Here is a 25,936-nt window from a genome sequence, read left to right as displayed (position 1 = left end):
GGGGAGTTTTGGCTTGGTCAAGTGACCAGGAAGAGGATTAAACAAGTTTTTTTTGGATCGCCATCGTCACGGCCGCGACGCGGTTATCCACGCCCAGTTTCATCAGGATGTTGCTGATGTGGTACTTGACCGTGGAAAGGCTGACCACCAGCCGCTCGGCAATTTCGGCGTTGTTCAGGCCCTCGACCAACAATTTCAGCACTTCGCGCTCGCGCTCGGTGAGCACTTCCGTTTCCTGGGCCTGCTGACTGGCATGGACAAGGGCCTGAGCTGCTTCGGGCGAGAGGATCATTTTGCCCGCTTTGGCAGCTTTGATCGCAGCGGCCAATTCCCATGCGCTAACGTTTTTCATCAGGTAGCCGATCGCTCCGGCTTTGAGCACGTTCTGGACCAACTCGTCCTCGTGGAAGCTGGTCAGGGCGATGATTTGGATACCCGGATGTTGCTTTTTGATCGCGGCAGTCGCGGCCACGCCATCCATGACCGGCATCATCAAGTCCATCAGGATAACATCCGGCTTGAGCATTGCAACCAGGGCGACGGCCTGTTCACCGTTTTCGGCCTCGCCGACCAGTTCCAGGTCAGGGTTGACGCTCATAAACGCGCCCAGGCCAGAGCGGACAACGGCATGGTCATCAACGAGCATGATGCGAATTTTGCCACTCATACAGTCTCCTTCGGCTTAGGCATGTTTCAGAATCGGGCCTTCCAGCTTGACCGTTTGGTCGCACCGGCTTCCAGCCGGTGGGGCTTCCTGACCGGCTAGAAGCCGGTGCTGCTTGACCGTTTGGTCGCACCGGCTTCCAGCCGGTGGGGCTTCCTGACCGGCTAGAAGCCGGTGCTACCTTCGCTGCGAACGGTCAAGCTCGTTTGAAACATGCCTTGCTCGTCTTTTGGCTTACATTCCTGCGCCGCTTCCAAGCAAAAGAAATGCGTGATGCACAACAAGCAGATCATGGGGGGGGCCAAACAATTGAAATCTGCGTCCCCTCGCCGGGTTCGCTGTAAATACGCAACGTCAGGCCAATTGCTTCGGCGCGTTCGCGCATGATTTTCAGGCCGAGATGGTCGGCAGTGACAGCCAATGGATCGAAGCCAACGCCATTGTCGGCCACGGTCAGGCGGACGGTTTCGCCCAGCCGCAGGGTGACCACGGCCTCGCTCGCTTTGGCGTGCTTTACGACATTGTTTAAGGCTTCCTGGACGAGCCGATACAGGCCAACCTGCACATCGGGCGGTAACTTGCGTTCCCCTTCGACGCTGAGTTGAATGTTTATGCGTGAGCGACCAATCATCGCTTCAGTCAGTTGGCGTAAAAGTATGGGCAGCGGCACTTCCACCAGAGCGTTGGGGCGCAGTTCGACCAGCAGAGTGCGCATTTCAGCCAGCGCACCACGCGTGAGTTGGCGCACCTCCTCGAGGCGACGCTTGCCCTCGTTCGGATTCATTGCCCAAATATCGGGCAGCACGTCGGCGATTATGGTGATAGAGAAGAGGGTTTGGGTAACGGCATCGTGCAGGTCACGCGCCAAGCGGGTGCGCTCGGCAGTCACGGCATCCTGCGCAGCTTTCGCACGCAGGCGTTCGTTGGCAAGATTCAGTTCCTCGGTTCGTTCGGCAATGCGCTGTTCGAGCATCTTTTGCAATTGGGCGTTTTGTTCGCGCACCGCCCGTACCCGCCACTGCAAGCCGCCGACCACAAGCGCAACCACGCCCAGGAACAAGCCTACCTGGAACGGCCAGGTCTGCCAAAAAGGTGGCGCGACCGTCAGCCGCACAGAGGTTCCGGTTTCATTCCAGATGCCGTCCTTGTTAGCGGCGCGGACGCGAAAGGTGTAATCGCCGCCGGGCAGGTTGGTGTAACTGGCGTAGTTGCGCGTGCCAGCCTGCACCCACGTTTTATCGAAGCCTTCCAACTTGTAAGCATATTGGTTTTTGGAGGGTGACTGAAAATCGAGGGCGGCAAATTCAAATGAGATGAAGTTCTGGTCGTAGTTCAGGCGAACCGTTTGCGCGGGGTCAAACGCCTGGGGGATGTTGAAAATCGAAACGTCGGTGATGACGACCGGGGGCGGGAGTTCGTTCTGGCGCAGGTTGAGCGGGTCGAATACGCTGAAGCCGTTGACGCCGCCAACGTAAAAGTCGCCGTTGCGGGACTGGAAATAGGCATTCGAGTTGAACTCGTTGCCTTGCAAACCGTCGCTTTTTTCATAGACCAGGAATGTCTCGGCCTGGGCGTCAAACCTGACCACGCCATGATTGGTGGTCAACCAGAGCAAGCCCTGTGCATCCTGCAAAAGCCCCATTATCGAGGCGTTGGGCAAGCCGTTTTTCTCGGTGTAGCTTGTGAACTGACCAGTTTGGGGGTCGTAGCGGTTGAGCCCGGCCTGGGTTCCCAGCCAGACCATGCCATCAGGGGTTTGGAGCATCGTCCAGACGCCATCGTTGCTGAGGGAGTTGGAGTTGGCGGGGTCGTTTTTCAGCGTGGCGAAGGTCGCTGTGCTGGGATCTAGGCTGAGAGGGTCGGAAAGATCGAGGCGGTAGAGGCCGCCGCCCCATGTTCCCGCCCACAGTTCATCCCCCACGAGGCCAAAAGAGACCGGCGGTGCGGGCATGGCATAGTTGACAAAGCCCGTCGCGCCAGGGTCGAGGCGTGAAAGACCGGCGAAATTGCTCACCCACAGCCGCCCGGCCCGGTCGCGGATGAGGTTGGTAACCTGGTTTTCGAGCAGGCTGTTGGGGTCGGCGGGGTCGTTCTGGTAACGGGTGAACAGGCCAGTTTGAGGGTCGAAGTGGTTCAGGCCGCTGCCGAAGGTGCCGACCCAGAGCGTATCATCCGGATCGGCATAGAGGGTGAGCACAATATCGCCGGAGATGCTGTTTGGGTTGGCCGGGTCGGAACGGTAGGGGGTAAATTCGCCGCTAGTCGGGTCGAAGCGCACGAGGCCGTTTTCGATGGTGCCCAACCAGATACTGCCGTCGCTGGTTTCGGTAAAGGCAGTGATGTGGTTGCTGGGCAGGCTCTTGGGGTTAGCGGCATCGTGGCGGTAGGTGCGGAATTGCAACGTATCGAGATTGAGTTTGTTGATGCCGGCGCTGAGCGTGCCAACCCAGATGACGCCGGAGCGGTCGGGCCAAACGGTGAAGGTGTTGTCGCTCGAAAGGCTTTCGGGGTCGGCAGGGTTGTGATGAATGCCGCTAAACTCTCCATCGGGAGTCATGCTCCAGAGACCGCCCGACCAACTGGTCGCCCAGAGCGCCCCATCGCGGTCGAAGGCCAGGTCGGTGAAGTTGTTATCGGCAATCTGGGTAGCAAAGGTTTGGCTGTTATCGAAGTGAGCGCACGTGCCAGTTTGGGGGTCATAACGGTCGAGGCCGCCGCCCGCAACGCCGTAGCCGCCGTAGGCAATCCACAGCGCGCCACCATCAGGGGCAGGCAGGAGGTCGGCGATGTTGGGGGAGGCCAGGCAGTCGCCGGTTTGCTCCAGGCGTTGGGCTGTGCCGGTAGCCGGGTCGAACAGGTTCAGCCCTGCGCCGGGGATGTTGAACGCGCCCGTACCGATCCACAGTTTGCCATCGGCAGTTGGCAAGATGACCGAAAGGGCGTCGCTGGACAGGCTGGCGGGGTCATCAGGGTTGTGGCGGAAGTGGGTGAATGTCCCGCTGACCGGGTCGAAGCGTTCCAATCCGCCGAGGGTGGCGACCCAGTAAACACCCTGCGCATCCTGGAGAATGTCGGTGACAATGGGGTGGCCGAGGCTCGCAGAGTTGGCGGGGTCGGGCGTGTAGCGGGTGAATTGCTGGGTAGCCGGGTCAAAGCGGTTCAGGCCACCGCCCCAGGTGCCAATCCACAGCACGCCGTCGCGATCCTCGTAAAGCGCAATGATGCTGTTGTGGCTGAGGCTAGCCGGGTCATCGGGATCATGTTTAAAGTGGGTGAGGGTGTAGCCGTTATAGCGATTCAGGCCGTCTTGCGTACCAATCCATAGATAGCCCTGGCGGTCTTGTAGTAGGGCCAACCCGGCGTTTTGCGAGAGGCCGTCGTCAATCGTGAGATGCTCAAAGCGAAGGTGCGCACCGGGGGCAAAGGTGACGCCGGTTGCACGTGCGGCGACGGGCTGGAAGGCGGTGAGCAGCAAAACGATAGGGAGAATGAGGAAGCGCCAGAACCGCCCGCAATGACATGTTTGATCGTCTACCATGCGATGATCCAGGGTTTAGACCCAATACTTTTCAAAGAAGATCACCCACCCCCCAACGCACCCCTACAACGTGATTACCTTCTGGGCACCCCACTGAGCCGCGATGATGTCGGGCATGCCACCGATGACCCCGACGGCCAGTTGCTCGGTCAGGCCATAATAATCGAGACAGGTGAGACAGCTGATGACGTGAACGCCCCGGGCTTCCAAAGCCTGGAGTTCAGCGAGCACGGGCGAGCCGTGGACAACGAGCTTAACCCCCTCGGTGTAGACGCAGATCGCGGCGGGAAGGCTGTTGTTCTCGTTGAGGAGACGCAGGTACGTCGCCAGCAACTTCTGCTGCAGGGCCGGGTCAGTCTCGCCCATCCCGGCGCGGTTGATCAGGATCACAGTCGTCATATCAGGCATTGGTCATCTCCTCAGCGCGATAAACTCAGCGCGATAAAGTGGTCGAACCCACGCTGCCAGAGGCGCGCAACCCCACGAGACCCGCGTGGCACCACTATTCTACCCGATGTTACCTGACGCACGGCAGAGATGATCCACGGGGAGCTATGCAGTGCTGCGACGCGCACCAGTGCGGCGTTGAGGCGTTGATGCAGCCGTGGGCCGACGCACGTGATGGCGGGTGTGGGGTCGGGATGGGTGAGGGGCCACGTGCTTCGTCCGTACGGCGGTGGGTGGTCGCTGTGTGTGGCGGTCGCGATGGTGCGGCCGTGGGCCGACGCACGTGCGAGGGGTGTGAGGTCGAGATGGGTGGGGCGGCACGTGCTGCGGCCGTACGTCGGTGCGCTCGTCAGCGCAGGGCCATCGGCATGAATCCGCATGCCTCATAGCAGGTCATGCCAGAAGCGTTGGGCGGCAGAGGCAACCACCCAGCGATCGTCGAGGCTCTCGGCCAAGTCGAGGTGCGCAGGCAGGCACAAGCACCTCCTTGGTGGGCAGCAAGGGAAAGCTGAAAGAGGAAAGATGAAAGAGGAAAGCTGAAAGAGGAAATGAGCCGTGAACGCGGTGCGTTGCCATGCCTTTTCAGCTTTCCTCTTTCCCTCGCTGATCCGTACGTACGCACGCATTCGTCTGTTACAATGGAGTCATATCCGACGTGGACGGTTTATGGAGCAGCGCGGCGCATATGGCTTTTTTCTCAACCACCGCCCTTGGCCCGGGCAGCCCCGTGTTCCGGGGGCGTGCCGCCGAGTTGGCGCGCCTGCTGCGCCTCTGCCGCGAGGAGGTGACGCGCTACGGGGTAGTCTACGGTGGGCGGCAGAACGGCAAGACGAGTTTGCTCTTCCAGGTGCTGGGTGTGGTCGAGCACCCGACGAAATTGTGCCGGATTGACTTTCAGGCGATCCAGGGCGCACAGCCCGAGCGGGTCTTTGCCTATCTGGCCGAGCAGATCGACACGGTCGTGCCGCTTGGTCGTGACCTCGGGCAGATCGTCAGTGCGCCCCGTCTCAAGGCGCGGCTCACTGAGGCGCTGGCGCGGACCGAGGTCGGGCGGCTCGTGCTGATGCTCGACGAGCTTGGTGCGCTGCCGCCAGCCTCGCGTGAGGCGCTGGGCAACGCGCTGCGTTCTTTCTTCCACGACCGGCTGATCTCGCTGCCATTGCAGAAGTTGCAGGTCATCTTCAGCGGCGGCGTCGAACTCTACACCATGGTCGTGAGCGAGGTCTCGTCGCTGCACAGTGTGTGCGAAGAGATCTACCTGCCCGACCTGCCCGCGCCTGAGGCGGTCACGCTGATAGCCGACGGCCTCCAGGCGGCAGGCGTCGAAGCTGCCCTGAGCGAGACGCTTGGCCGGGCGGTCTACGCGCAGGTGGCCGGTCACCCCTACCTAACCCAGCGCATGGGCGAGTTGCTGGCAAGCGCCCACGCGGCGGGCACCGCGCTGAGCCTTGCTGACGTGGCGCATGCCGCGAGGGAGATTGTCGCCGACGCGCCGCCGTTGCTCCGCCGCATCCGCGACGACCTGCGCACGCACCAGTTGGAGGAGGCCGCCCGCCGCCTGCTGCGCGATCGCCCACCCTTCGACCGCCTCGACGACGACATGGTGCGCCTGGAACTGATTGGCCTCGCGAAACGTGACGGCGCGCACTGGGCGCCGCGCAACTCGTTGCTCGCGGCGGTGTTCCAAAGATTGCTTGGCGTGGCCGCGCCGACGCCCGAGCAGGAGCGCCCGACGACCGTTGCGCCCGATGATCCTCCAACGGAGGCCCAGGTCATCCTCGCCGAGAAACGTCGCCGTCTGCACGCGCTTGAGCTCACGGCGGCGCGGTACGGCATTGACACACCGCCCCACATCACAATCGAGATCGAAGACCTGCGCCGGGAAATCGAGGACCTGCGCCGCGCCGGGGAATTAGAAGAGCATCATTTCCAATACGCGGCTGACCTGCGCCGGGAAATCGAGGACCTGCGCCGCGCCGGGGAAACATCAACGGCCCATCCTGGCCCATCAAGCCCGGACACCCCGGCGGATCGCGCCCCGCCCGCCGTGGCAGCGCCACCATCGCCCGCCCCAACGCCGCCTATCCCGCAACCACACGAGCAACCAACTCAACCACCTGATCCTGGCGCGAAAAAGCCCGCCCCCGCGCCCAGGCCTCAGGGCCAGAGCGCCGGGGCCACCTTGCCGCCCTGGGTGCCCGCGCTGGTCAACGTGCCCGCTGGCCCCTTCCTGATGGGCAGCAGCGACGCCGACACAATGGCGAACGACAACGAGAAACCCCAGCACACGCTGACCCTGCCCGACTACTGGATCGGCAAAACCCCGGTGACTAACGCGCAATTCCGGCCCTTTGTCGAGGGCGATGGCTATACCAACCCCGCCTACTGGACGAAGGTGGGATGGGAATGGCGCGAGGAAAAGGGGATTGGTAAGCCAGAATACTGGGACAACGCGAAATGGAACGGCGACGACTACCCGGTGGTTGGGGTGAGTTGGTTCGAGGCGGTCGCCTACTGCCGCTGGCTTAGTGCCCAGACTGCCCACTCGTTCCGCTTGCCCAGCGAAGCGGAATGGGAGAAGGCGGCACGGGGGACGGATGGGCGCATCTGGCCGTGGGGCAATACGTGGGAGGAAGGGCGTTGTAACAGTGCGAAGGGTTTCTTTTCTTCGGTTGGCCGAGTCTTTACTGGTCGAACGACACCTATCAATCAGTACCCATCCGGAGCCAGTCCATATGGGGCTCTTGATATGGCCGGCAACGTCTGGGAGTGGTGCGCGACGCAGTACGGCAAGAACTACCCCTACCAGCAAGAAGATGAGTGGGCCGAGGCCTATGTGGAGCGAGATGAGGCACGACGGTTGCGTGGCGGAGATTATTCGGACTACCAGAAATCCGTCCGGGCTTCGTTCCGCTACGGCTTCTACCCGCGCGACCGCTACAACTTCTTCTTCGGGTTGCGGGTCGCCAGTCATTCTCCGCTGCCCGGTTCTGATTCCTGATTGCTGTTTTCTGTGTTTGGGCGGACCATAGGATGTAGGGCGATTGCATCATACGACACCGGATAAAAAATACGCTCTATGTGGCAGCATGTGCATGCAACCAGCGGCGCAAACGGCGGCACCCGGCAACAACCTATGTGGCAGCATGTGCATGCAACCAGCGGCACCCGGCAACAACGAGGCACCCGCAAGGGCACCCGCAAGGGCACCCGCAAGGGCACCCGCAAGGAGTGCCCCTACAGGGCCGGGGGCCGGGATCGGTGTAGGGGCACCCCTTGCGGGTGCCCTGGTGGGGTGCATGCACGGAAGATGCAATCGCCCTACCATAGGATGGCAGAGCCAGGTGGGGGCTACCCTTCTTCGTTCACCGGCTCGGCGATCATGCGCTCTGCATCCTGAAGCAACGGCGTAAGCGCCAGATCTTCATCCACCTCCGGCCAGTGGATGCCATAGCCAGATGGTGATACCATGATGCACCTCCCTGATGCATAGCTTTGCTCGGCATGCCAACGTAGTTCTTTCAACGGTACCCGTTCAGGTTCATCGATGCAAGCGAGAAGGCTGGAATGTTTCAAATGAGACCCGTTTTTTGACGCAAAGGCGCAAAGGCGCGAAGCTTTGATCCAGCCGGCGTAGGCCGGCTTCGCATACGGCAGCCGAGGCGTTGACGCCGCTGGTGTTATGGTCTTTCAGAAATGAATCCGCTCCAGCCCACGAAGGTGGCCTTCGCTCCCTATGAGCCGAGCCGTTCACGGCCACGGCAGGAAGCTGCAATCGCCCTAGGTGTCTCGATGCAGAACCTGGACATGCGCATGCCGTGCGTGATAAAATGCCCGCAAATCATATCGTGCAGGAGTACGTGCGATGCATCTCGAAAACTACCTTGATTTCCACGCTGAAGATGTGATCCGGCTGAAAGGTCATCGCATTGGTCTGGAACATATTGTCGAACGCTACCACGAATGGGGGCCACGAATGAACGAATAGCGTATGGAGCAGCCCATATTCGTTTATTCGTTATCAGCATTCGTGGTCAGCGGCACTCCAAGGGCACACCACGTGGTGGCGAACGATGCTGACACCCTATCTTCCGGCTGCACCTCATCCTGGATCGCGCCCAGGGCCGCACCACCCCCGCTGGCCTGATCGCCAAGCTCACGGTGATCCAGAGCAGTTTCCCCGATCTGTACGAAAAGATTGGCCGTGATCCCACGCTGCTGCGCAATTATGAACGGGTAGCTACGGGTCGGCTCTCACCGTCGATCACGCAAGAGCAACGTGATGAAATGGCACGCCATGGGCAAGATCGCCGGCTCCTGGATATGCTGAATCTGCCACCCTTCGCGGAACAACTCGCCGACGACGAACTGCGCGATCTCGTGTACCAGAGTATGAGAACGCTTGAGGGAAACACCCCAGCCTAAGCTGCTTCCCCCACCCCCGGCACCACCACCCAACGCCGCCGCGTCCCACCAGACCTGCGCCGGTTGGCGTTGAGCCTCTGCCGTTGGCAGCGGGGGGTCAGAGGTCATGCACCATCAGGCGCATCATCCGTCGCCGCAGCCCCGTGCTGATCAAGCCAGGTCGTCAGGTCGGCGGCCTGGGTGAAATCGAGCAAGGCATCGCTCAAGTCGAGCAGGGCCTCGCCACTTAGGGCGGTCACCTGCGCCTGCACGGTGGCACTGAGTGGCCCCACCTTGCGGGTGAGCAGGCGCAACACCAATTCCCGCTGCCCTTCTTCGCGTCCAATTTCCTCAAAACTCGTGACAAAGGTCTCCATCCCCAGTTCCTCCTGTTCTACCTGGCGCATCGCATCACGGGCCTGGCGGGCCAGTTCGGGCTGCAAGCGCAAGAGATGCTCCATCAGCCGCAGGAGCAGGCGAATGTCAGCGGCCTGGTAGCCTTGGCGCAAGAGCGCCCGATAGCGTACCACCTTCCGGCGCAACCGCTCCTCCGGATCGCCCCGCGTCTCTTGGGCATCACGATGCATCAAGGTCACGGTGGCAAACGGATTGGTCAGGGTCGCCTGCACTGCCGGGTCGTAATCCAGCAGTTTGACGGTTGGAAAGCGAAAGGTCAGGTCACACCCCCACAGGTGCCGGTTAAGCTGGTCAGGACGCCAGGCGGGCTGGTCGTCCCCCAGCACGGCGAGGCTCACCACAGGCAACCGCTCACGATCCATCAGGCGCACGTGATAGAAGAGCATCCGCTCTGGAAAGGCGGGATCACGCTGGCTCTGAATTTCCAGATGGACAAGCACCCAGGCAGGCGTGCCATCGCGCCGCACGACCTGCACCAGTTTGTCGACCCGTTACCACCACCCTTAGGGCGATTGCAGCTTCCGTGGATGCACCAGGCCAGGGCACCCGCAAGGGGTGCCCGTACACCGGATCCGGCCCCCGGCCGGTAGGGGCACCCCTTGCGGGTGCCCTGATAGCGCGTCTTGTTGTATCCGGTTTCGTATGATGCAATCACCCTATCTCGCGGGGTCTGTTCTCTGCTACCAAACAGCGCGGCCTGGCACTATAATAGAGCAATGCCCACTACGCTGCTCGCCACAAAGTTGTACCGACCGCCGCCCCGGCCAAGGGGGATGGTGCGGCCCCACCTGATCGCACGGCTCAATGCCGGGCTGCACCGCAATCTGACCCTGCTTGCCGCCCCGGCCGGCTTTGGCAAGACAACGCTGCTCAGCCAGTGGCTGGACGGTTGCGCACGCCCGGTCGCCTGGCTGACCCTCGATGCGAGCGATCACGAGCCCACACGCTTCCTGGCCTACCTTGTCGCCGCGCTCCAGACCGTCGTGCCAGAGTTTGGGGCGGGGCTGCTGGCTGCGCTGCTTGCGCCACAGGCGCCAACGCCTGCCGCAGCGGTAACGGATCTGATCAACGCACTCGCTACGCTTGCGCAGCCGGTCGTGCTCGTCCTCGACGACTACCATCTGGTCAATGCAGCGCCGGTTGATGCGGCCCTCGGCCTGCTGCTGGCGCACCAGCCTCCCCAGCTCCACCTGGTGATCGCCACCCGCGAGGATCCGCCGCTGCCCCTGGCCCGCCTGCGCGCCCGTGATCAGCTGACTGAGTTGCGCGTCTCCGAACTGCGCTTCAGCCACACCGAGGCGGACGTGCTGCTCAGCCAGACGGAAGGTCTGAGTCTGTCGGCAGAGGTGGTCGCTGTGCTCACGAGCCGCACCGAAGGCTGGGCCGCCGGCCTCCACCTGGCGGCGCTTTCCCTGCGCGGCCATCAGGACGCAGCCAGCTTCGTGCATTCTTTCTCCGGCAGTCAGCGCTTTGTGCTCGACTATCTGCTCGAAGAAGTGCTCCAACAGCAGCCCACGCTGCTCCAGCAGTTCCTGCTCCGCACGTCAGTGCTTGACCGGCTCTGTGGCCCGCTGTGTGACGCGGTTCTCGCCATGCCCGTCGGCACCGGGCAGGCGACGCTTGAAGCCATCGAACGCGCCAATCTGTTCCTCATTCCACTGGACGACCAGCGTTGCTGGTATCGCTACCACCATCTGTTTGGCGAACTGCTGCAGCAGCGCCTCCCGCAGGAGGCGGCCATGGACGCGGGTGCGATCGCCACGCTCCACCTGCGGGCGAGTGGCTGGTATGAGGCCCAGGGTCTGCTGCTTGAGGCGCTGCACCACGCCGCTGCGGCGGCTGACCCCGCCCGGCTTGCTGCGCTGGCCGAGCGCACGTGGGCGCAGATGGACAGCAGCTTTCAGGCGGACGCTTGGGGCCGCTGGGTGGGCCAGTTGCCGGAGGAGGTGCTGCGCGTCAGGCCGGTGCTGTGTACCCAGTACGCCTGGGCGCTGATGGATATCGGCCAGACCGAGGCGAGCGAGGCCTGGTTGCGCCACGCCGAGCGCTGGTTGCCCGCTGCACACAGCACGGAGTCTGCGTCGCACGACGAGATGGCCTCGATGGTGGTGGTCGCCAGCGAGCTGCTGCCCAGCTTGCCGGCGCGGATCGCCGCCGCCCGCGCCTACCTGGCCCAGAGCCGGGGCGATTTCGTCGCGGCCCAGCAGTATGCCGCCACCACGCGGGAGCTTAGCGCTGAGACGGAGCCGCTGCTGCACGCCCAGGCGACCGTGCTGGCGGGGGTGAGCCAGTGGGCTACCGGCGCCCTTGAGGTAGCCTACCGCGCCTTCGCCGCATGGGTCGCGCAAACGCGCGAGGCCGGCAACCTTGCGTTCGCCCTGGCCAGTGGCTTTTATCTGGCGGAGATTCGGCTTGCCCAGGGCGAACTGCGCGAGGCGGCCCGCCTCTACCGGCAGTTCCTCACCCTGGTACCGGCCGATCACGAAGCCCTCAGGATGGCGGCCCCACACCTGCACCTGGGTCTGGCCGTGATTGCCCACGAGCAGGGCGATGCCCAGGCCGCCACGTTGCACCTGCGCACCAGCAAGGCGCAGGGCGAGCAAGCCGCCTTGATCGACTGGCCCTTTCGCTGGCATCTGGCCCAGGCCCGGATCGAAGCGTCGTCCGGCAACTGGGAGGCCGCGCTTGATCTGCTGGATGCGGCCGAGCGGCGCTATCGTCCCAACCCCGTCCCTGACTTGCGCCCCGTCGCGGCGCTCAAGGCGCGGGTGTACCTGCGGCAGGGCAATCTGCTCGCCGCAACGGCATGGGTCGCGGCGTGCGGCGTCACCGCCACGGACGCCCTGAGCTATCGGCGTGAGTTCGAGCATCTGACCCTCGCGCGCGTGCTGTTAGCGAAGCTGACGCGCAGCGTTATTGCCCGCTCTCGCCGCGAGCACGTCGCCAGCGATCAGCACGACGTGCTCGATCTGCTCACGCGACTGCATGCGGCAGCGGAGGCTGGCGGCAGGATCGGCAGCCAGATCGAGGCGCTGCTGCTCCAGAGCCTCGCCCACGAGGCCCTGGACGATAGTGAGCAAGCACGCATCCCGCTGCAACGTGCGCTGGTGCTGGCCGAGCCAGAGGGGTACGTCCGGCTGTTTGCAGACGAGGGCACACCACTGGCACGGCTGCTGGAACGGGAGCGGGACACGGGCGGAGGGATGCAGCCGTACCTTCACAGCCTGCTCAACGCCTTTGGCAAGCAAGCAGCGGTTCATCCTTCATCCTCCATCCCTCATCCTTTGATCGAGCCGCTCACCGCACGTGAGCGCGAGGTGTTGCGCCTGATCGCCGAGGGGCTCAGCAACCAGGAGCTTGCCGCACGGCTGCACCTCTCGCCCCAGACGGTCAAGGTGCACACGCGCAACATCTACAGCAAGCTTGGGGTTGCAAGCCGCACTCAGGCCGTTGCCAGAGGCCGGGAACTCGGCTTCCTGGAGCGATCGTAGAGCATTTGCTTTGTGTTGCGATTTGGCGAAGCCAAATCGCAACACAAAGCCAAATCTCACCGGGGCGGCACCCCGAGAACCCCCGCCAGGGGGATTCTCTCCCGACGTTCTAGCGCGTTGTGCATACCTACCCCCTCAAATACCACCGCGGTGGTACGCCATGCGTGCCGTCGGGTGCTATCGTAGAGATGTTCGAGCACGTGGGCTGCGATGGAGCGTTGAGCATCATCGGACGCTGGCCCCGCACCATACGGGAACCTACCACGCAGGAGTGTGAGTATGGAGCAGCACCAACCTCCCAGGGCAACCCGTGGCGAGCCGGCTGTTTACCAGATCAAGGTGAAGGGCCAGCTGAGCGCGGACTGGTGCGCCTGGTTCGACGGGATGACGATCACCCAGGACGCCACCGGCGCAACGCTCATTACCGGCTTGGTGGCCGATCAAGCAGCCTTGCACGGGCTGCTGCGCAAAGTGCGCGATCTCGGCCTGACGCTGCTCGCACTGAGCTCAAGCGAGCCGGGAGAATTGGACGGGTTAGCGGCAGATTCAGGCGACCTACCCGGCGCGTAGCTGAAACCGGCCCGCCCGCGACGAGAAGGAGATACATATGAACGATGTACGGAACGTGGCGCAGGTGAGCACAGACACCAGGTCAGCGCTCGGAGGAACTCGCATGAGCGAGGCAGCGACACCAGCAGTGGCCGCGGGGAACCCGGTATCTACGACGCGAATCGTTGGCGGCACCGCGGTCGCCTTAGCCGTGTCGGGGTTCGTTCAGAACGCGGTGTTTGGGGGCACTGGAGCGCCTGCCTACAGCGATCCGCTTGGTGTGGTCCTCGCCTACCATGCCGCGAACCGGGGCGCCTTTGCCATCATTTCAGGTCTGGAGACTGTGAACATGGTACTGCTCCTGGTGTTCGTCACGGCGCTGCACGGGCTCGTTCAGCGCCGGGGCGGCGCCGGGGCGGACTGGTCGCGGCTCGCGGTGGCAGCCGGAGCGGCTTGCTCGACGTTATTCGCCCTCTTCATTGCCACGCAGATTGTGGTTGTGCTCGCCGCAAGCAACCTGGCCGAGCCGAACCCTGCCTTCGCGTTGATGTGGCAGCTCCATGCCGCGCTCTTCGCGCTCGCGCTGCCCGCGCTCGGGGCGACCTTCATCGGCGCGGCGTTGGCCACCCACGCCAGCGGTTTAACCCGACCGTGGCAGCGGCTGTTCGGCATGGTGGGCGGCAGCTTGCCCATCTTGGCCGGGCTTGCAAACCTCGCCATCGCGGATGGGTCGCCACTGATATTCGTCGGGGTTCTGGGCTATTTTTTGTGGCTCGTCTGGCTCGTTGTCATCGGCATACGGCTCATCCGTGGACAGGGCTGACGTCGATCTATGGTGGCGCTCGTTGAAGCGAACGAAAGGAGGTTGGAATGGGTCACGCACACTTCGCAGACCGCGACCCGCTCGCGCACGTCGTGCTCGAGTCACCGGCCACGAAAGGAACGCATTGTCGAACAAACCAAATCCGGGAGCCGGATCCGGTCGACCGGCTGTCTACCAGATCAAGGTGAAGGGCCAGCTAAGCGCGGACTGGTGCGCCTGGTTCGACGGGATGACGATCACCCAGGACGCCACCGGCGCAACGCTCATCACCGGCTTGGTGGCCGATCAAGCAGCCTTGCACGGGCTGCTGCGCAAAGTGCGCGATCTCGGCCTGACGCTGCTCGCACTGAGCTCAAGCGAGCCGAGAGAATTGGACGGGTTAGCGGCAGATTCAGGCGACCTACCCGGCGCGTAGCTGAAACCGGCCCGCCCTAACACTTTCTACATTATTCAAGATAAGGACTAAAATGAGAACCCAGACAGCAGAACTCACCACGCTAGAGGACCGGCAGGTTCCGGTTCAGGCGAAGCTCGCAGCAGCATGGACCAGCTTCATGTTCCTCTACCTCTACGTTGACTACCTCGGCCTGTACAAGCCCGGCGTTGTCGACGACATCCTGGCCGGCGTCGTCCATGAGTTCGACATCGGCCCAACCTTTGTCGCCATTGCGCTCACGGCCTTAGCCATCCCGACCCTCATGATCCTGCTCTCCACGACACTGCCCGCCCGTCTCAACCGCACCATCAACCTCGTCGTAGCAACGCTCTACATCCCCTTCTCGATGTACAACGCGGTCGGCGAGTCCTGGACCTACGCCTACTTCTACGGCCTCTCCATCGGACTGGAGGTGCTGCTCCTGGCCTTCATCCTGCGCGCCGCCTGGATCTGGCCCCGCGTGGCCTCACCGTCGATGCCAGACCTTGTCGAACCAAACCGGTCGCAGATCCAGATGGGACGGTAGGCCCATGGCTTCGATCCGCACCGCCGGTCTGACCCAGGGCAATTGCATTATACGTGTACGGGCACCCCTTGCGGGTGCCCTGGTGGGGTGCATACACAGACACTACCGGGCATGCCTGCCCCGATGAACCGCAGGCCACAATGAGGAGCGATCACCAGTGCAAGCAATGACCTATCAGACCTATGGCGAACCCGACGTGCTCCAGTTGACGACGTTCACCAGGCCCGTACCTAAAGCCGGCGAGGTACTGGTGCAGATCCACGCCGCGTCACTCAATCAGGCCGACCTCTACCTCCTGCGCGGTAAGCCGTGGCTCGCACGCCTCTCATCGGGGCTGCGCCGACCGAAACACCCGACCCTCGGCGCCGACATCGCCGGGCAAGTGATCACGGTCGGTGGCGGAGTGACCCAATTTCAGCCGGGCGACGCGGTATATGGCGACCTCGCCGCCTATGGCTTAGGCGGGTTCGCCGAGTACGTCTGTGTCCGCGAGGAGGCGCTCGCGCCGAAGCCGGCGAGCCTCAGCTTCGCGCAGGCGGCGGCCGTGCCGATGGCGGCGGTCACCGCGCTGCAGGGGCTGCGGGTGGCCGGGCCGATCGCGGCGGGAACGCACGTGCTTATCCACGGTGCGTCGGGTGGCGTCGGCACGTTCGCCGTGCAGCTGGCGAAGGCCATGGGCACCCACGTGACGGCGGTGTGCAGTGCCCGCCACGTGGAGCAGGCGCGCACCCTCGGGGCCGAGCACGTCATCGACTATACGCAGGAAGACTTTACGCAGGATGGCCGACGCTACGACCTGATCCTGGTCGTGAACGGCCGACACCCGCTCGCGCAGTACCGGCGCGCCCTCAGCCCCCGGGGCCGCCTCGTGGTGGTCGGCGGCGACGTGGGGACGATCCTGCGGGCGACGCTGTTCGGGTCGGTGGTGTCGCTCGCCCACAGCATCACGGTGCGCAGCTTGGTTGCGCGCCCTAGTCGGGACGATCTGCTGTTCGTGGGTCAGTTGCTCGACAGCGGCGTGGTTGTGCCGGTCATCGACCGCTGCTACCCGCTTGGCGAGCTTCCCGAGGCGATGCGCTACCTCGCAAGCGGCCACGCCCGCGGCAAGATAGTCATCACGATGGAGCAGGCCGGTATTGCCTCAGGTTAGATGGGCGGCTTCAACGGGATCAGAAAGCGCATGTAGCATACGGATAGCCGCATCAAGTAGACCAACGTCGATGGATGGCAATGACAGACTCTCCTTTGTGACAACAGGCAACTATTTCAGCCCATGTTTAACGGCAATAACGGCCGCTTGTGTGCGGTCACGCGCTTCCAGCCGGTTCAAAATATTGGAGATATGTGACTTGACCGTTCCCTCGGTGATCACCAGCGTATCGGCGATCTCCTTATTGCTCGCACCATTTACCACCAAACGCAACACCTCTACCTCACGCTCAGTCAATTTGTTTAGGGGATTTTTGTCGTCATTTTTCATCGCCGCTGAGAATGAGTAGTTCTCTTTGGAATTGACTAATTTGCTCATGGCTGAAGGCGCCAGTTGCACCATGCCCCGGTGTGTCATCTGAATCGCCTGCGCCAGATCAAGCGCGGGCGTGTTTTTCAAGACGTAGCCAAACGCCCCTGCGCGCAACGCTCCGGTCACATACGCTTCATCGTCGAACGTGGTCAGCATCAGCACCTTGATCTCTGGAAATCGGCGGTGAATCTCAGCCGTTGCCTCGATGCCGTCCATCACCGGCATGCGCACGTCCATCAGCACGACGTCAGGCAGCAGGTCAGCCACAAGCACAATTGCCTCCTGGCCGTTTTCAGCCGTGGCCACCACGTCGATGCCCCGTTGGATGTTGAGCAGGGAGGCCAGCCCGTCTCGCATCAAGAGTTGATCATCGGCAATAAGGACGCGAATCACCGGTTCGCTCATGAGATTCCTTCTTTTGGTAATACCACGACCATCTGTACACCACCGGCCGGTGAACGATCCAGCGTCATCTCTCCCTGCACCAGTTCGACACGTTCGCGGAGACCTTGAAGTCCATAGCCGCCGGTCTGCATTGCTTGCCAGTCAAAGCCGATGCCGTCGTCGGCCAGCCGCAGAGTAGCCGTTTCTGCGTCCAACGACACCTCAATCAGCACCTGTTGCGCCCCGGCATGTTTCTGTACGTTCGTTAACCCTTCTTGTGCGGCGCGAAACAGGGTCAACAATTGCTGTTCGGAGAAACCTTCTTCATCACCGCGCCACCGCACATTCACTGACAACCCACTTCGCTGCATGTTCTGCACCAAAACATTCAGCGCCGACTGGAGGGTAAACGTTTCATCTGTTTCGCGCAGCGCCCCGACGGAACTGCGCACCTCGGTCAGCGCGTCATCGGTCAGCCCTTTGGCCGCTTTGACGGCTAGCCCCGCTTCTTCTGGGTTGACAGCATCGAAGGCTATCGCTTTCTCCAACTGCACACCAATGACCGTCAGGTAGTGCCCCAAGCTGTCGTGAATCTCGCGGGCGATGCGGTTTCGTTCGCGCATTGTGGCTAACTGGGCTACCTCCGCAGCATACCGCGTCAACTGGTCGTTCGCTTCAGCCAGCTCGTGCAGCAGATGTTGCGTCTCTTCCCGAGCACGCCGTTCTTGCAATAGGGCATAGGCGAGACCATAACCGCCCAGATAGGTCACCAAGAGTAACGTTATGATTAGAGACTGCAGACGGATTTCTGGAATAGGAAAGAGCAGCACGCTGAGCATCACCCAAAAAAGAGACCCGATAGTGATCGCCAGTGACCAGCGCCTCGGCAGATAAAAGACAGCGATAATCGGTATGAGCGTGTACAAGACGCGGGGAAACATTCCGGCAGAAACGATGGTGATCGCTTCCGCGAGCAGCAGGGTCAGACCAATCCAGAGCAACGCGATCTTGGTCCCGGGTGCTTTAACGTACCGATACCCTATCCAGCGCGCCGTTACCCAGATCACGCCCATACATAAGAGTATGAACCCTAACCGCCAGGATATGACCGATCTTGGTCGGACATAAATACCCGAGATCAAGATCAGGATACTGCCCCCCAAAACTAACTGAATGAGATTGACCGGAGGGTTGACATTTAGCCACGCCCACAAAGATGGCAACGAATTTAGTTTCCGGCGAGAGGAGATGTTTGTGTTCATCATGCTCCAAGCGTAGCACAACAGCAGTTTCTCCAACAACCTTCTATGTACAGATAACGTCCCCCACGTTCGGCGTATATCTTTTGGGGGATGCGACAGCCGTCGTTTTCACCTTTTTTTCTGTCCTGCGCCAGATGTAGCCGGCCAGCACTTCTTCTACACTGTTGACAGAATAGCCAAAGGAATTGACCGGCCTGCTTCCGCCTGAATCAGGAAGTCCCTTTCGCCGAGCAAGTAGTCGATTCCGTCATACAGGCGATTCCGTCATTATAAGGGAGAAAAGACCACGATGAAAAAGGGTTACCTTTGGGGAGGGCTGGGCGTAGCAGGAGCCATCTTGCTTGTCCTGGCGCTATTGCCACAGATTTTGGCAACCATCGGCCTTCATCCGGCGTACGAGAGAGGTGAGTTCAACCTAACAGGAAAGAAAGCGCTGATCATCGCCACCAATCACGATACATTAGGTGACCCGGAAGACGGAGTGGCAACCGGGGTGTTTGGCTCAGAATTGACCATCGCCTACTACGATTTTCTGGATGCCGGTATGACGGTTGATATTGCCAGTATCCAAGGGGGCGGCATCCCGTTCGAACCAGTCAGCCTGCGCTGGCCGCTGGCCACCCATGCCGATCGCCGCTATTTGAACGATCCGGCTGCGCAAAGCAAAACTGCCAACTCGCTGAAGATCGACGATATTGATTTCCGCGACTACGAGATCATCTGGCTGGCCGGTGGCTGGGGTGCAGCCTACGACCTGGGCTTCAGCGAAGTGCTTGGCACGAAGATCTCGGAAGCCCACGCGGAAGACGTTCTGCTCGGTTCGGTGTGCCATGGGGCGCTCGGTTTCCTGATGGCGACCGACGTCGACGGCAGCCCGCTGGTTGAAGGCCGCACAATGACCGCCGTCACCGACAAGCAGGTCGAAGAACTCGGTATTGGAATCACGCCACAACACCCGGAAACCGAGTTGCGCCGACTAGGCGCAAACTTTGTGAGCGCCACCGCATTCCGCGATTTCTTCGCGACGTATCTAGCGGTTGACGGCAACATCGTCACCGGACAAAACCAGAATTCATCCGGCGAGACTGCACAGACGCTGCTGCGCATGCTGGACGAGCGCGACTGATCCCATTCTGTAACGATCATCGATATGCCAGACATTGAACCTGGAGGAGATACAAATGGCCGATGTGAAACGAAAAGATGAAGCGCCGGATCCCCAAGAGGATTCCGGTAAGGAAACCCGCACTAAGGGGGTATCTCGTAGGGGTTTTCTAATTGGTGCCGGGATGGGTGTTTCCGGTCTGCTTGTTGCTGGCGGAACGCATTTCATGAACAACCTGCCGGATGTCGCTGTTGAAAGGCTATTGCAAAACGCATTTGCTAGCGGAAGAGACGCGAAGCATTTCGAAGATGATGCCTTATACGTCATCACAACTGGTACGGGCGCTCCGCTGCCTGACCCCTTGCGAGTCGGCCCTCAAGCAGTCGTCATCGCAGGGGATCAAATGCTTGTCTTTGATGCAGGCCCCGGCAGTACGCGCCAACTCTCGCTAACTGGCTTGAATCTCAGTTCAATGAGCGCGCTCTTCCTGACCCACTACCATTCAGACCACATTAGCGATCTCGGTGAGTTGATGCTACAGCACTGGGCAAGCGGTGGTGCGACTGAGCCACTGCCCATCTACGGCCCTCCAGGAGTCGAAGAGGTTGTGGCAGGATTCACTGCTGCCTATCAACTCGATCGCAGCTATCGAATTGCACATCATGATGAAGAAGTCGTACCCCCTTCTGGGTTTGGAGGAGTGGCGCACACGTTCGATCTCGGCGCTGATCTCATGTCTAGTGCCGTAGTCTATGAAGCAGGTGATGTGCAGGTGATTGCCTTCAATGTAGACCACCCCCCCGTAGTTCCAGCGGTTGGCTTCCGCGTGAATTACAAAGGTCGCAGCGTCATGATTACAGGCGATACGATTTACTCCGATAGCCTCATTCATCACGCGATGGGCGCTGATTTGATGGTCAGTGATTCCTTGAATCACAAGATGTCACAAGCGATATCTGAAGCCGGAAAAGATATGGACAACAACCTCTCTAGCGTTACTGAGGATATTCAGGAATCGCATATCAAGCCGGAAGAAGCCGCACTCGTTGCAAGAGAAGCAGGGGTTCCGGTGCTGCTCATCACACACGTTCTGCCCCCAGTACCAAAATTGTTGATCAATCCTTTCCTGAGAGACGCACGCGCCATCTACAGTGGTGAGGTACGGATGGCCAATGACGGTACGATGGCAAAACTGCCGGTCAATTCAGATCAAATCATTATCTCAGAACTCTTTGGGTAGGTGAATCATGATGGACAAAACCATCTTCATTCGCGCTGTGCTCGTCGTCTTCTGGCTGCTCATCCTTAGCCGGATCCCCGCCTTCGTCAGCGGGACGCTGGATACCATCACCATTGTCTCGACAATTGTGGAGCTCAGCTTCCTGGTATGGGGCATATTGATTCTTAGGAAATAGCGGCCTTGCTGGAATAGATTAAGGCCGCCTCTGATCCAGCAGACATTACTTGATCATATTCTGGGTAGCGAAGGCTGGGATCACGTGCGCCTGGAAGAAGCCAGCCACTTCCTACAAGACAACCAGGGTGAGGAAATCGCCCGCCGCGTGAACGCATTCATCGCCGCCAGACCGGTAGCGGCCACCGCTGATATGACCGATAACTCCCTAACTGGGAACTCCTGGACACGGACTATTTGCTGGGCGACAACTATGTTGAAGGCACCGCGCTGGATGACGGTCTGACCTTGCAACTGACGATGGCTCCAACGAGCGCTGAATATACGGGGATTACGCCTGAAGAGATTGCCAATGAGTTTTATGGCGTTAGGCGGACTCTGAACTTGGATAGTGATCCCGTCACCTACCAGGTTGTGCGTATAGTGCCTTTGATCCAGGGTGAATATCGCCTTAGCCCTATAATCCGCACTGGCGCTTCGACCTGGTATTACCTTCTCGACGGCATAGCCTCGACGGTGACCGGCAATTTCGAGTGGGTCGGCAATCTCGCCTTCAGCCGACTGGCGGGCTACATTTTCGGCAACAACCGGCGGAGGGACTCGCTGGCGATGACGGCGCCGGTTACCCAGACCAGCGAGCGGCAAACGATCGCCATGACGGCGCCGGTATTCCAGGAGCCGGAGCGCACAAAGATTGCGATGACCGCACCGGTGACACAGATCGGTGCGGAGAACACCTGGGTCTTTTCCTTCATCATGCCGGCGGAATATGCATTGGAAGACTTGCCCGAACCAAATGATTCCCGGATCCGGCTTGTGCAGCACCCGGGGCAGTTGATGGCAGCGCTGCAATATTCGGGCACCTGGCTCAAAGTTGTGTATGAGTCCAAGCGCAAACACCTGGAAGCCTTGATCGAACAGAACGGATATGTTGCCACAGGCCCGGCGCTATTTGCGCGCTATGACCCGCCCCTCACATTGTGGTTTCTGCGTCGCAACGAGGTGCTCATTCCAGTCGAACGCAGGTTGCAGACGGGAAACGCATCGTCGGGGGGTGTGGATGAAGGGTGATACCGATGAGCGAGTTGGTGACCCTCGCGCTTCCTGAGCCGCTGGTCGAAAGTGCACGCGCGGTCGCGGCGCGAACCCAGCGGCGCGTTGAGGATGTCCTGGTCGAGTGGCTTGACCGTGCCGCGGCTGAGGTACCGGTTGTCTTGCTGCCCGACGATCAGGTGCTGGCGCTGCGGGATCTGGAAATGGATGCGGCAGCGCAGGCAGAGCTATCGCTCCAGCGGAACGGCACGTACACTGGTGCGGGTCCGTCGCGCTTTGGGAGCACGCTCGAGTCACCTGCGGGAAGCAGTGGCCTGACCCGCAAAGAGGCGCGGGGCTGGGCGCAGGAAGAGGTGCGGAGGGTGCGGGAAGCACAGCCATCATAGCGGCATAGCGCGAGAATGAGGGAGGCGGTCACAATTTTAGCTCCTTGGCCGCCGCGATCCCCGCCGCTCCCGCACCGATCACGCAGATCCGCGGGTAGGCTATCCGTCCCTGCATCAGGTCCTCGTTTCTCGCCTGGCCCTTTAGCGGCGGGCCAGGGGTAAGTAGACGCGCCGTAGCGTCGGGGTGGTGGTGGCCACGCCGTCGCTCTCCGAGCGCAGCGTGGTGACGCCGCTGCTACTGCTCAGGCTGAACTGCCAGCCCGGTGCCAGACCGGTCACCGTGACGGTCGCGAACGCGCCCGCGCTGCTGCCGGCGCTGACGAACGTGAAGCTGTCGCCGGCGCGGGGCGCAAAGCCCTCGCTGAAGGCCAGCACCAGTTCGCCGTCGAGTTGCGCCGCCCCGCTGACGGTCAGTTGGTCGTACTGGTCCGCCCCGATGAGATCTAGCTGTAGCTTGCTGGCGGGTAGAAAGGTCGCCGCACCCTCGATGGCCAGGGTGCCCGGTTGGGCACCGAGCGCGGCCAGCGTCTGGAGATTGCCGCTCGGCGGCAGGGGTTCCAGCCCGACGTTGATCGTGCCGTGGTTCACCAGGGTACCGACGATCGTGCCACTGCCGCCGAGGGTGCCGTTCTCCCAGATGGTGAGGTTCTGGTCGGCAACGACGCGCCCGCCGTCCAGCTCGATTGCCCCGGCGCCGGTAGGCTCGGCGCTGGCCGGGGCCCCCACTTCGATGCGCTGCGCTCGCGCCTGGCTCTCTGCACCGGCAACCGACAGCGACGCCTCGTCGTCGCCCAGGCCGATGAAGAGCGGGCCGACGCAGCGGAAAGTCCCGCCGTCGCTCAGCCTGAAATCGCCGGCCCCGCTGAAGCCGATGCTGCAACTCGCGCCGGCTCCCTGCCCGGCGGTGAGGGTCGCGCCCGCGCCCTCCACGAACACGATGGGCAGCGATCCGGGCTGGTGGCCGACTGAGAGCGAACGGCCGATATCAACGATGCCGCCGTCAACGATGCGCAGGCTGGAGACGGCCCCGGCGGTGTTGCCGAGCAGCAGGTCCTGCCCGATCAGCAGCGTGGCCGGCTGCTGCAGGCTCTCGTCAACCCCACCGACCAGCACGCGGCTCCACGTTGATGAGCCGGGCGGCAACGCCACGGGGAGCCCCGGTGCCAGATTGTCTACCGCCAGCGACTCGCTCACCTGCACGCTGCCGCCGTCGCTGATGCGCAGGCTGCCGGGGTGACCGCTGCCGAGCTCCAGCCCGGCCTGGATGCTCCAGCTTGTCGGGTTGGTGGGGTTGATCGCCTCATCGAAGCCGACCCCACTGACCGACACCTGCGAGAAGCCGCCCTCACCGCCGCTGGGGTCGAAGGCGGGGTCGAAGTTCGGCGAGAAGGGCGCGCCGCCGATGCGTGCGCTGCTGCTCTGCAACGCGCTGCCGCCGACGAGGCTGATGTAGCCGGGATAGCTCTCGCCCACCAGCAGGCCGCCCGATTGCCACTGGCCGCCAACGAGGGTGTTGAACGTACCCACGCCGCCGACGCCAAGCTTGGTCTCGCCAGTGCTCAGCGTGCCGCCGAAGAGCCCGAGGCCGGCCCGCCCGGCCTGCCCGATCACCAGCGGTCCGCTGACCGTAAGCCGTGCGTCCGCCAGGATCTGCATGCCCGCAATGGTCGCCAGGTCGGTAGCGCTCGTCGGCAACGCGCCTACCGTCACCTCGCCGGCCAGCACACGGTCGCGCAGCGACAGGTCTGTCGTGCCCTGCCCATCCCGGCTGCCCACCCGCAGCGCGCCGATGATCGCCAACTCGCCTGCCGTCCAGGTCACCTCGCCGTCCTGCAGCTCCACACTGCCCACTTGCTGGGTGCCGGTGCTCACGGTGTAGGCATTCGCCAGGTTGAACAGCGCCTTGTCGCCCTGGCCCGGCACCTCTTCGCCCGCCCAGTTGGTCGGGTCGCTCCAGGCGCCGCCGTCGCCGTTGATCCAGCGACCAAGGGTGGGCGAGAGCAGCACGAGCCGGGCCCGGCTGAGCGTCGGATCGAAATAATTGGCTGCCAGTGCGCCCCCGCTGCTCGCCCGAAACAGGAAGCTGAAGCTGATCGGGGCGGGGAAGAGCGGGTCGTTGCCCGCGAGGATCAGGGTGGAGTCGCGGAACAGGCCGCCGGCGGGATGCGCCGGGTCGTCGCCGGGGGCCAACTTGTAGACCACGCTGCCGTCGGGCTGAAGCTGCGCGCTGCTGAAGGTGTTGAGGATCGAGTTCGACAGCGAGCTGCCGCTGCTGCCGCTGAGCTCAAGCACGGTGTTGCCGTCGCGCACAAGCCTGTAGCGCCAGGTGTCGTTCGGTGCAAAGGTGAGCAGCGCGTACAGCAGGTTGCCGGCGTCGTTCAGCTGGAGGCTGCGCACCTCAAGGGCGCTGACTTCGGTGGTCGAAAATTGCTGTTCGACCTGGGTGGTGCCGTTCAGACTGCTGATGCGAAAGCCGATCTGCTCTAAGCGCGGGCGCGGCCCGCTGCAGTCGGAGTTGGGGTAGACCAGTGTGCTCAGGATCTCGTGGATCACCCCCTTGCCGTTGGCGTTTACGCGCACACTGGACTCGTCGCTGCCGGCTGCGGCGAGGCTGCCGTTACTGCACGAAGTACGCGTGCGCGGCCGCCGTAGCACTTCCTGGCTGCTCACGCCATCGCTGCGGTAGACGATAAAACCCGAGTCCCCCTCGACTTCGGCGCGCTCGCTGGCGAGCCAGCGCCCGTTACTGGTTGGCGTCTCAGCATGGAACCTCGTCCCGGGCGGCTTGAGCTCCAGCAGCGTGAAGCCGCCGCCGACCTCCAGGCGTAGGGCGCGGGTGATCTCGCTCTGCCCGGCCTCGCTGATCCAGAAATAAACGCGCCCGCTCGCGTCGACGAACCAGGGCATGGCGCGATCAATCGTGACGCTCGTGCCGATCCCCGAGGGCAGTTGGGCGGGCACCTGGGCACCGTCGAGTAGGAAGGGCTCGACGCTGTTGGCGATCAGCCGGTAGACGCCGATGGTGCCGGCGATCTGGGCGAGGAAGTAGACCGTGCCGTTGTTGTCGATCAGGCCGCCCGCCAGCCACTGGAGCTCCGGGTTCGGAGGCAGCGTGATCACATCGAAGCCGACGGCAGCCCGCGCCGGCGACGGGGCGGGCAGCAAACAGAGCAGCAGAATTATGGCGAGCAGGCGCCGGAGCGGTGCGTGCGTTCTGGTCATTGTAAGGACTCCTGGTTTCACTGCGGGACGGTGAGCGCGCGAAGGTGTGTTCCCGATAGTAGCGCCTGCCTTGTTGAATGTCAATGAGATTCTCTCGTGAGGCAGAACGGGCGGCAAATCGAGTTGACCTTCAACACAGTACCGTTTTCAGCTTTCAGCTTGCCAATTTCTGCTTTCCCCGCGGTGGGCTACTCGATGGGGCGACGACCGGTGCAATTCGTGCAGCGGTCGATGGCCTACTCAGTCGACCAGTCCTCAATGACAAGTCCAGGCACCTGGGCAAAGTCGCGGGT

23 protein-coding genes are annotated in these 25,936 nt (G+C 62.1%); 15 read left to right on the top strand and 8 right to left on the bottom strand.

The features are described 5' to 3' along the window. Positions 1 to 37: 37 nt before the first annotated feature. The 3 genes from EKD05_RS19380 to EKD05_RS19370 all read right to left on the bottom strand — a co-directional run bounded on the left by EKD05_RS19380 (position 38) and on the right by EKD05_RS19370 (position 4,610). A complete protein-coding gene (locus tag EKD05_RS19380) occupies positions 38 to 667 on the bottom strand; it encodes a response regulator transcription factor (RefSeq protein ID WP_129676126.1) in 630 nt (209 codons plus the stop codon). Positions 668 to 953: 286 nt separating this feature from the next. Further along, positions 954 to 4,202 (bottom strand): two-component regulator propeller domain-containing protein, encoded by a 3,249-nt coding sequence (locus EKD05_RS19375; protein WP_129676123.1) that lies wholly within the window; start codon positions 4,200 to 4,202, stop codon positions 954 to 956. A 63-nt stretch (positions 4,203 to 4,265) separates the two neighbouring features. After that, the gene (locus EKD05_RS19370; protein WP_129676120.1) at positions 4,266 to 4,610 is read right to left on the bottom strand and encodes a DsrE family protein; all 345 of its coding nucleotides are present in this window, start codon (positions 4,608 to 4,610) and stop codon (positions 4,266 to 4,268) included. Between the two features lie 724 nt (positions 4,611 to 5,334). Here EKD05_RS19370 and EKD05_RS27095 point away from each other — a divergent pair. Further along, positions 5,335 to 7,650, top strand: coding sequence for an SUMF1/EgtB/PvdO family nonheme iron enzyme (locus EKD05_RS27095; RefSeq protein ID WP_129676117.1), 2,316 nt, complete (start codon positions 5,335 to 5,337; stop codon positions 7,648 to 7,650). 350 nt (positions 7,651 to 8,000) lie between these two features. Here EKD05_RS27095 and EKD05_RS19360 read toward each other — a convergent pair whose 3' ends face one another. Continuing rightward, positions 8,001 to 8,174 carry a DUF2442 domain-containing protein gene (locus EKD05_RS19360; RefSeq protein WP_240695863.1) on the bottom strand — a complete coding sequence of 58 codons (174 nt, stop codon included), beginning with the start codon at positions 8,172 to 8,174 and terminating at the stop codon, positions 8,001 to 8,003. A 340-nt stretch (positions 8,175 to 8,514) separates the two neighbouring features. Here EKD05_RS19360 and EKD05_RS27025 point away from each other — a divergent pair, with 340 nt between their 5' ends. Continuing rightward, positions 8,515 to 8,637, top strand: a complete 123-nt coding sequence (locus EKD05_RS27025) for a hypothetical protein (protein ID WP_255427253.1) — start codon at positions 8,515 to 8,517, stop codon at positions 8,635 to 8,637. Positions 8,638 to 8,810: 173 nt separating this feature from the next. Next, positions 8,811 to 9,074: a hypothetical protein gene (locus EKD05_RS25925; RefSeq protein WP_165360828.1), complete on the top strand. Its 264-nt coding sequence runs from the start codon at positions 8,811 to 8,813 to the stop codon at positions 9,072 to 9,074. A gap of 104 nt (positions 9,075 to 9,178) precedes the next feature. Here EKD05_RS25925 and EKD05_RS19350 read toward each other — a convergent pair whose 3' ends face one another. Beyond that, on the bottom strand, positions 9,179 to 9,937 hold the full coding sequence (locus EKD05_RS19350) for a DUF4351 domain-containing protein (protein ID WP_129676108.1): 759 nt from the start codon (positions 9,935 to 9,937) through the stop codon (positions 9,179 to 9,181). Positions 9,938 to 10,186: 249 nt separating this feature from the next. Between EKD05_RS19350 and EKD05_RS19345 the strand changes: the two genes are divergently transcribed. The 6 genes from EKD05_RS19345 (at position 10,187) to EKD05_RS19320 (ending at position 16,445) form a co-directional block, all read left to right on the top strand. Further along, positions 10,187 to 12,961: a LuxR C-terminal-related transcriptional regulator gene (locus EKD05_RS19345; RefSeq protein WP_129676105.1), complete on the top strand. Its 2,775-nt coding sequence runs from the start codon at positions 10,187 to 10,189 to the stop codon at positions 12,959 to 12,961. Between the two features lie 279 nt (positions 12,962 to 13,240). Continuing rightward, positions 13,241 to 13,531 carry a hypothetical protein gene (locus EKD05_RS19340; protein WP_129676102.1) on the top strand — a complete coding sequence of 97 codons (291 nt, stop codon included), beginning with the start codon at positions 13,241 to 13,243 and terminating at the stop codon, positions 13,529 to 13,531. A 37-nt stretch (positions 13,532 to 13,568) separates the two neighbouring features. After that, positions 13,569 to 14,333: a hypothetical protein gene (locus EKD05_RS19335; RefSeq protein ID WP_205703992.1), complete on the top strand. Its 765-nt coding sequence runs from the start codon at positions 13,569 to 13,571 to the stop codon at positions 14,331 to 14,333. 124 nt (positions 14,334 to 14,457) lie between these two features. Then, positions 14,458 to 14,748: a hypothetical protein gene (locus EKD05_RS19330; RefSeq protein WP_129676098.1), complete on the top strand. Its 291-nt coding sequence runs from the start codon at positions 14,458 to 14,460 to the stop codon at positions 14,746 to 14,748. 52 nt (positions 14,749 to 14,800) lie between these two features. Further along, positions 14,801 to 15,295, top strand: a complete 495-nt coding sequence (locus tag EKD05_RS19325; RefSeq protein ID WP_129676094.1) for a DUF6326 family protein — start codon at positions 14,801 to 14,803, stop codon at positions 15,293 to 15,295. Positions 15,296 to 15,461: 166 nt separating this feature from the next. Beyond that, the gene (locus EKD05_RS19320; protein WP_129676091.1) at positions 15,462 to 16,445 is read left to right on the top strand and encodes an NAD(P)-dependent alcohol dehydrogenase; all 984 of its coding nucleotides are present in this window, start codon (positions 15,462 to 15,464) and stop codon (positions 16,443 to 16,445) included. Between the two features lie 111 nt (positions 16,446 to 16,556). Here EKD05_RS19320 and EKD05_RS19315 read toward each other — a convergent pair whose 3' ends face one another. Further along, on the bottom strand, positions 16,557 to 17,210 hold the full coding sequence (locus tag EKD05_RS19315; RefSeq protein WP_129676194.1) for a response regulator transcription factor: 654 nt from the start codon (positions 17,208 to 17,210) through the stop codon (positions 16,557 to 16,559). Between the two features lie 8 nt (positions 17,211 to 17,218). Next, positions 17,219 to 18,274 carry a sensor histidine kinase gene (locus EKD05_RS19310; protein ID WP_165360827.1) on the bottom strand — a complete coding sequence of 352 codons (1,056 nt, stop codon included), beginning with the start codon at positions 18,272 to 18,274 and terminating at the stop codon, positions 17,219 to 17,221. Positions 18,275 to 18,752: 478 nt separating this feature from the next. On the opposite strand from EKD05_RS19310, the gene EKD05_RS19305 reads away from it, so the two are divergent. The 5 genes from EKD05_RS19305 (at position 18,753) to EKD05_RS19290 (ending at position 22,421) form a co-directional block, all read left to right on the top strand. Then, positions 18,753 to 19,589 (top strand): type 1 glutamine amidotransferase domain-containing protein, encoded by an 837-nt coding sequence (locus tag EKD05_RS19305; RefSeq protein WP_129676085.1) that lies wholly within the window; start codon positions 18,753 to 18,755, stop codon positions 19,587 to 19,589. Positions 19,590 to 19,644: 55 nt separating this feature from the next. Then, a complete protein-coding gene (locus EKD05_RS19300) occupies positions 19,645 to 20,808 on the top strand; it encodes an MBL fold metallo-hydrolase (RefSeq protein WP_129676082.1) in 1,164 nt (387 codons plus the stop codon). A gap of 7 nt (positions 20,809 to 20,815) precedes the next feature. Continuing rightward, the gene (locus tag EKD05_RS25920; RefSeq protein ID WP_165360826.1) at positions 20,816 to 20,983 is read left to right on the top strand and encodes a hypothetical protein; all 168 of its coding nucleotides are present in this window, start codon (positions 20,816 to 20,818) and stop codon (positions 20,981 to 20,983) included. A 236-nt stretch (positions 20,984 to 21,219) separates the two neighbouring features. Then, entirely contained in the window at positions 21,220 to 22,053 is an 834-nt protein-coding gene (locus EKD05_RS19295) for a heme-binding protein (protein WP_129676079.1), read from the top strand. Between the two features lie 5 nt (positions 22,054 to 22,058). Continuing rightward, positions 22,059 to 22,421, top strand: coding sequence for a hypothetical protein (locus tag EKD05_RS19290; protein ID WP_129676076.1), 363 nt, complete (start codon positions 22,059 to 22,061; stop codon positions 22,419 to 22,421). A gap of 141 nt (positions 22,422 to 22,562) precedes the next feature. Here EKD05_RS19290 and EKD05_RS19285 read toward each other — a convergent pair whose 3' ends face one another. Next, positions 22,563 to 25,643: a hypothetical protein gene (locus EKD05_RS19285; RefSeq protein ID WP_129676073.1), complete on the bottom strand. Its 3,081-nt coding sequence runs from the start codon at positions 25,641 to 25,643 to the stop codon at positions 22,563 to 22,565. A gap of 83 nt (positions 25,644 to 25,726) precedes the next feature. On the opposite strand from EKD05_RS19285, the gene EKD05_RS26420 reads away from it, so the two are divergent. After that, on the top strand, positions 25,727 to 25,936 hold a 210-nt coding region (locus tag EKD05_RS26420), incomplete at its 3' end, for a hypothetical protein (protein ID WP_205703990.1).

This window comes from Candidatus Chloroploca sp. Khr17 (assembly GCF_004138165.1).
Lineage (GTDB): Bacteria > Chloroflexota > Chloroflexia > Chloroflexales > Chloroflexaceae > Chloroploca.
This window is presented reverse-complemented; position numbering and strand designations above follow the sequence as displayed.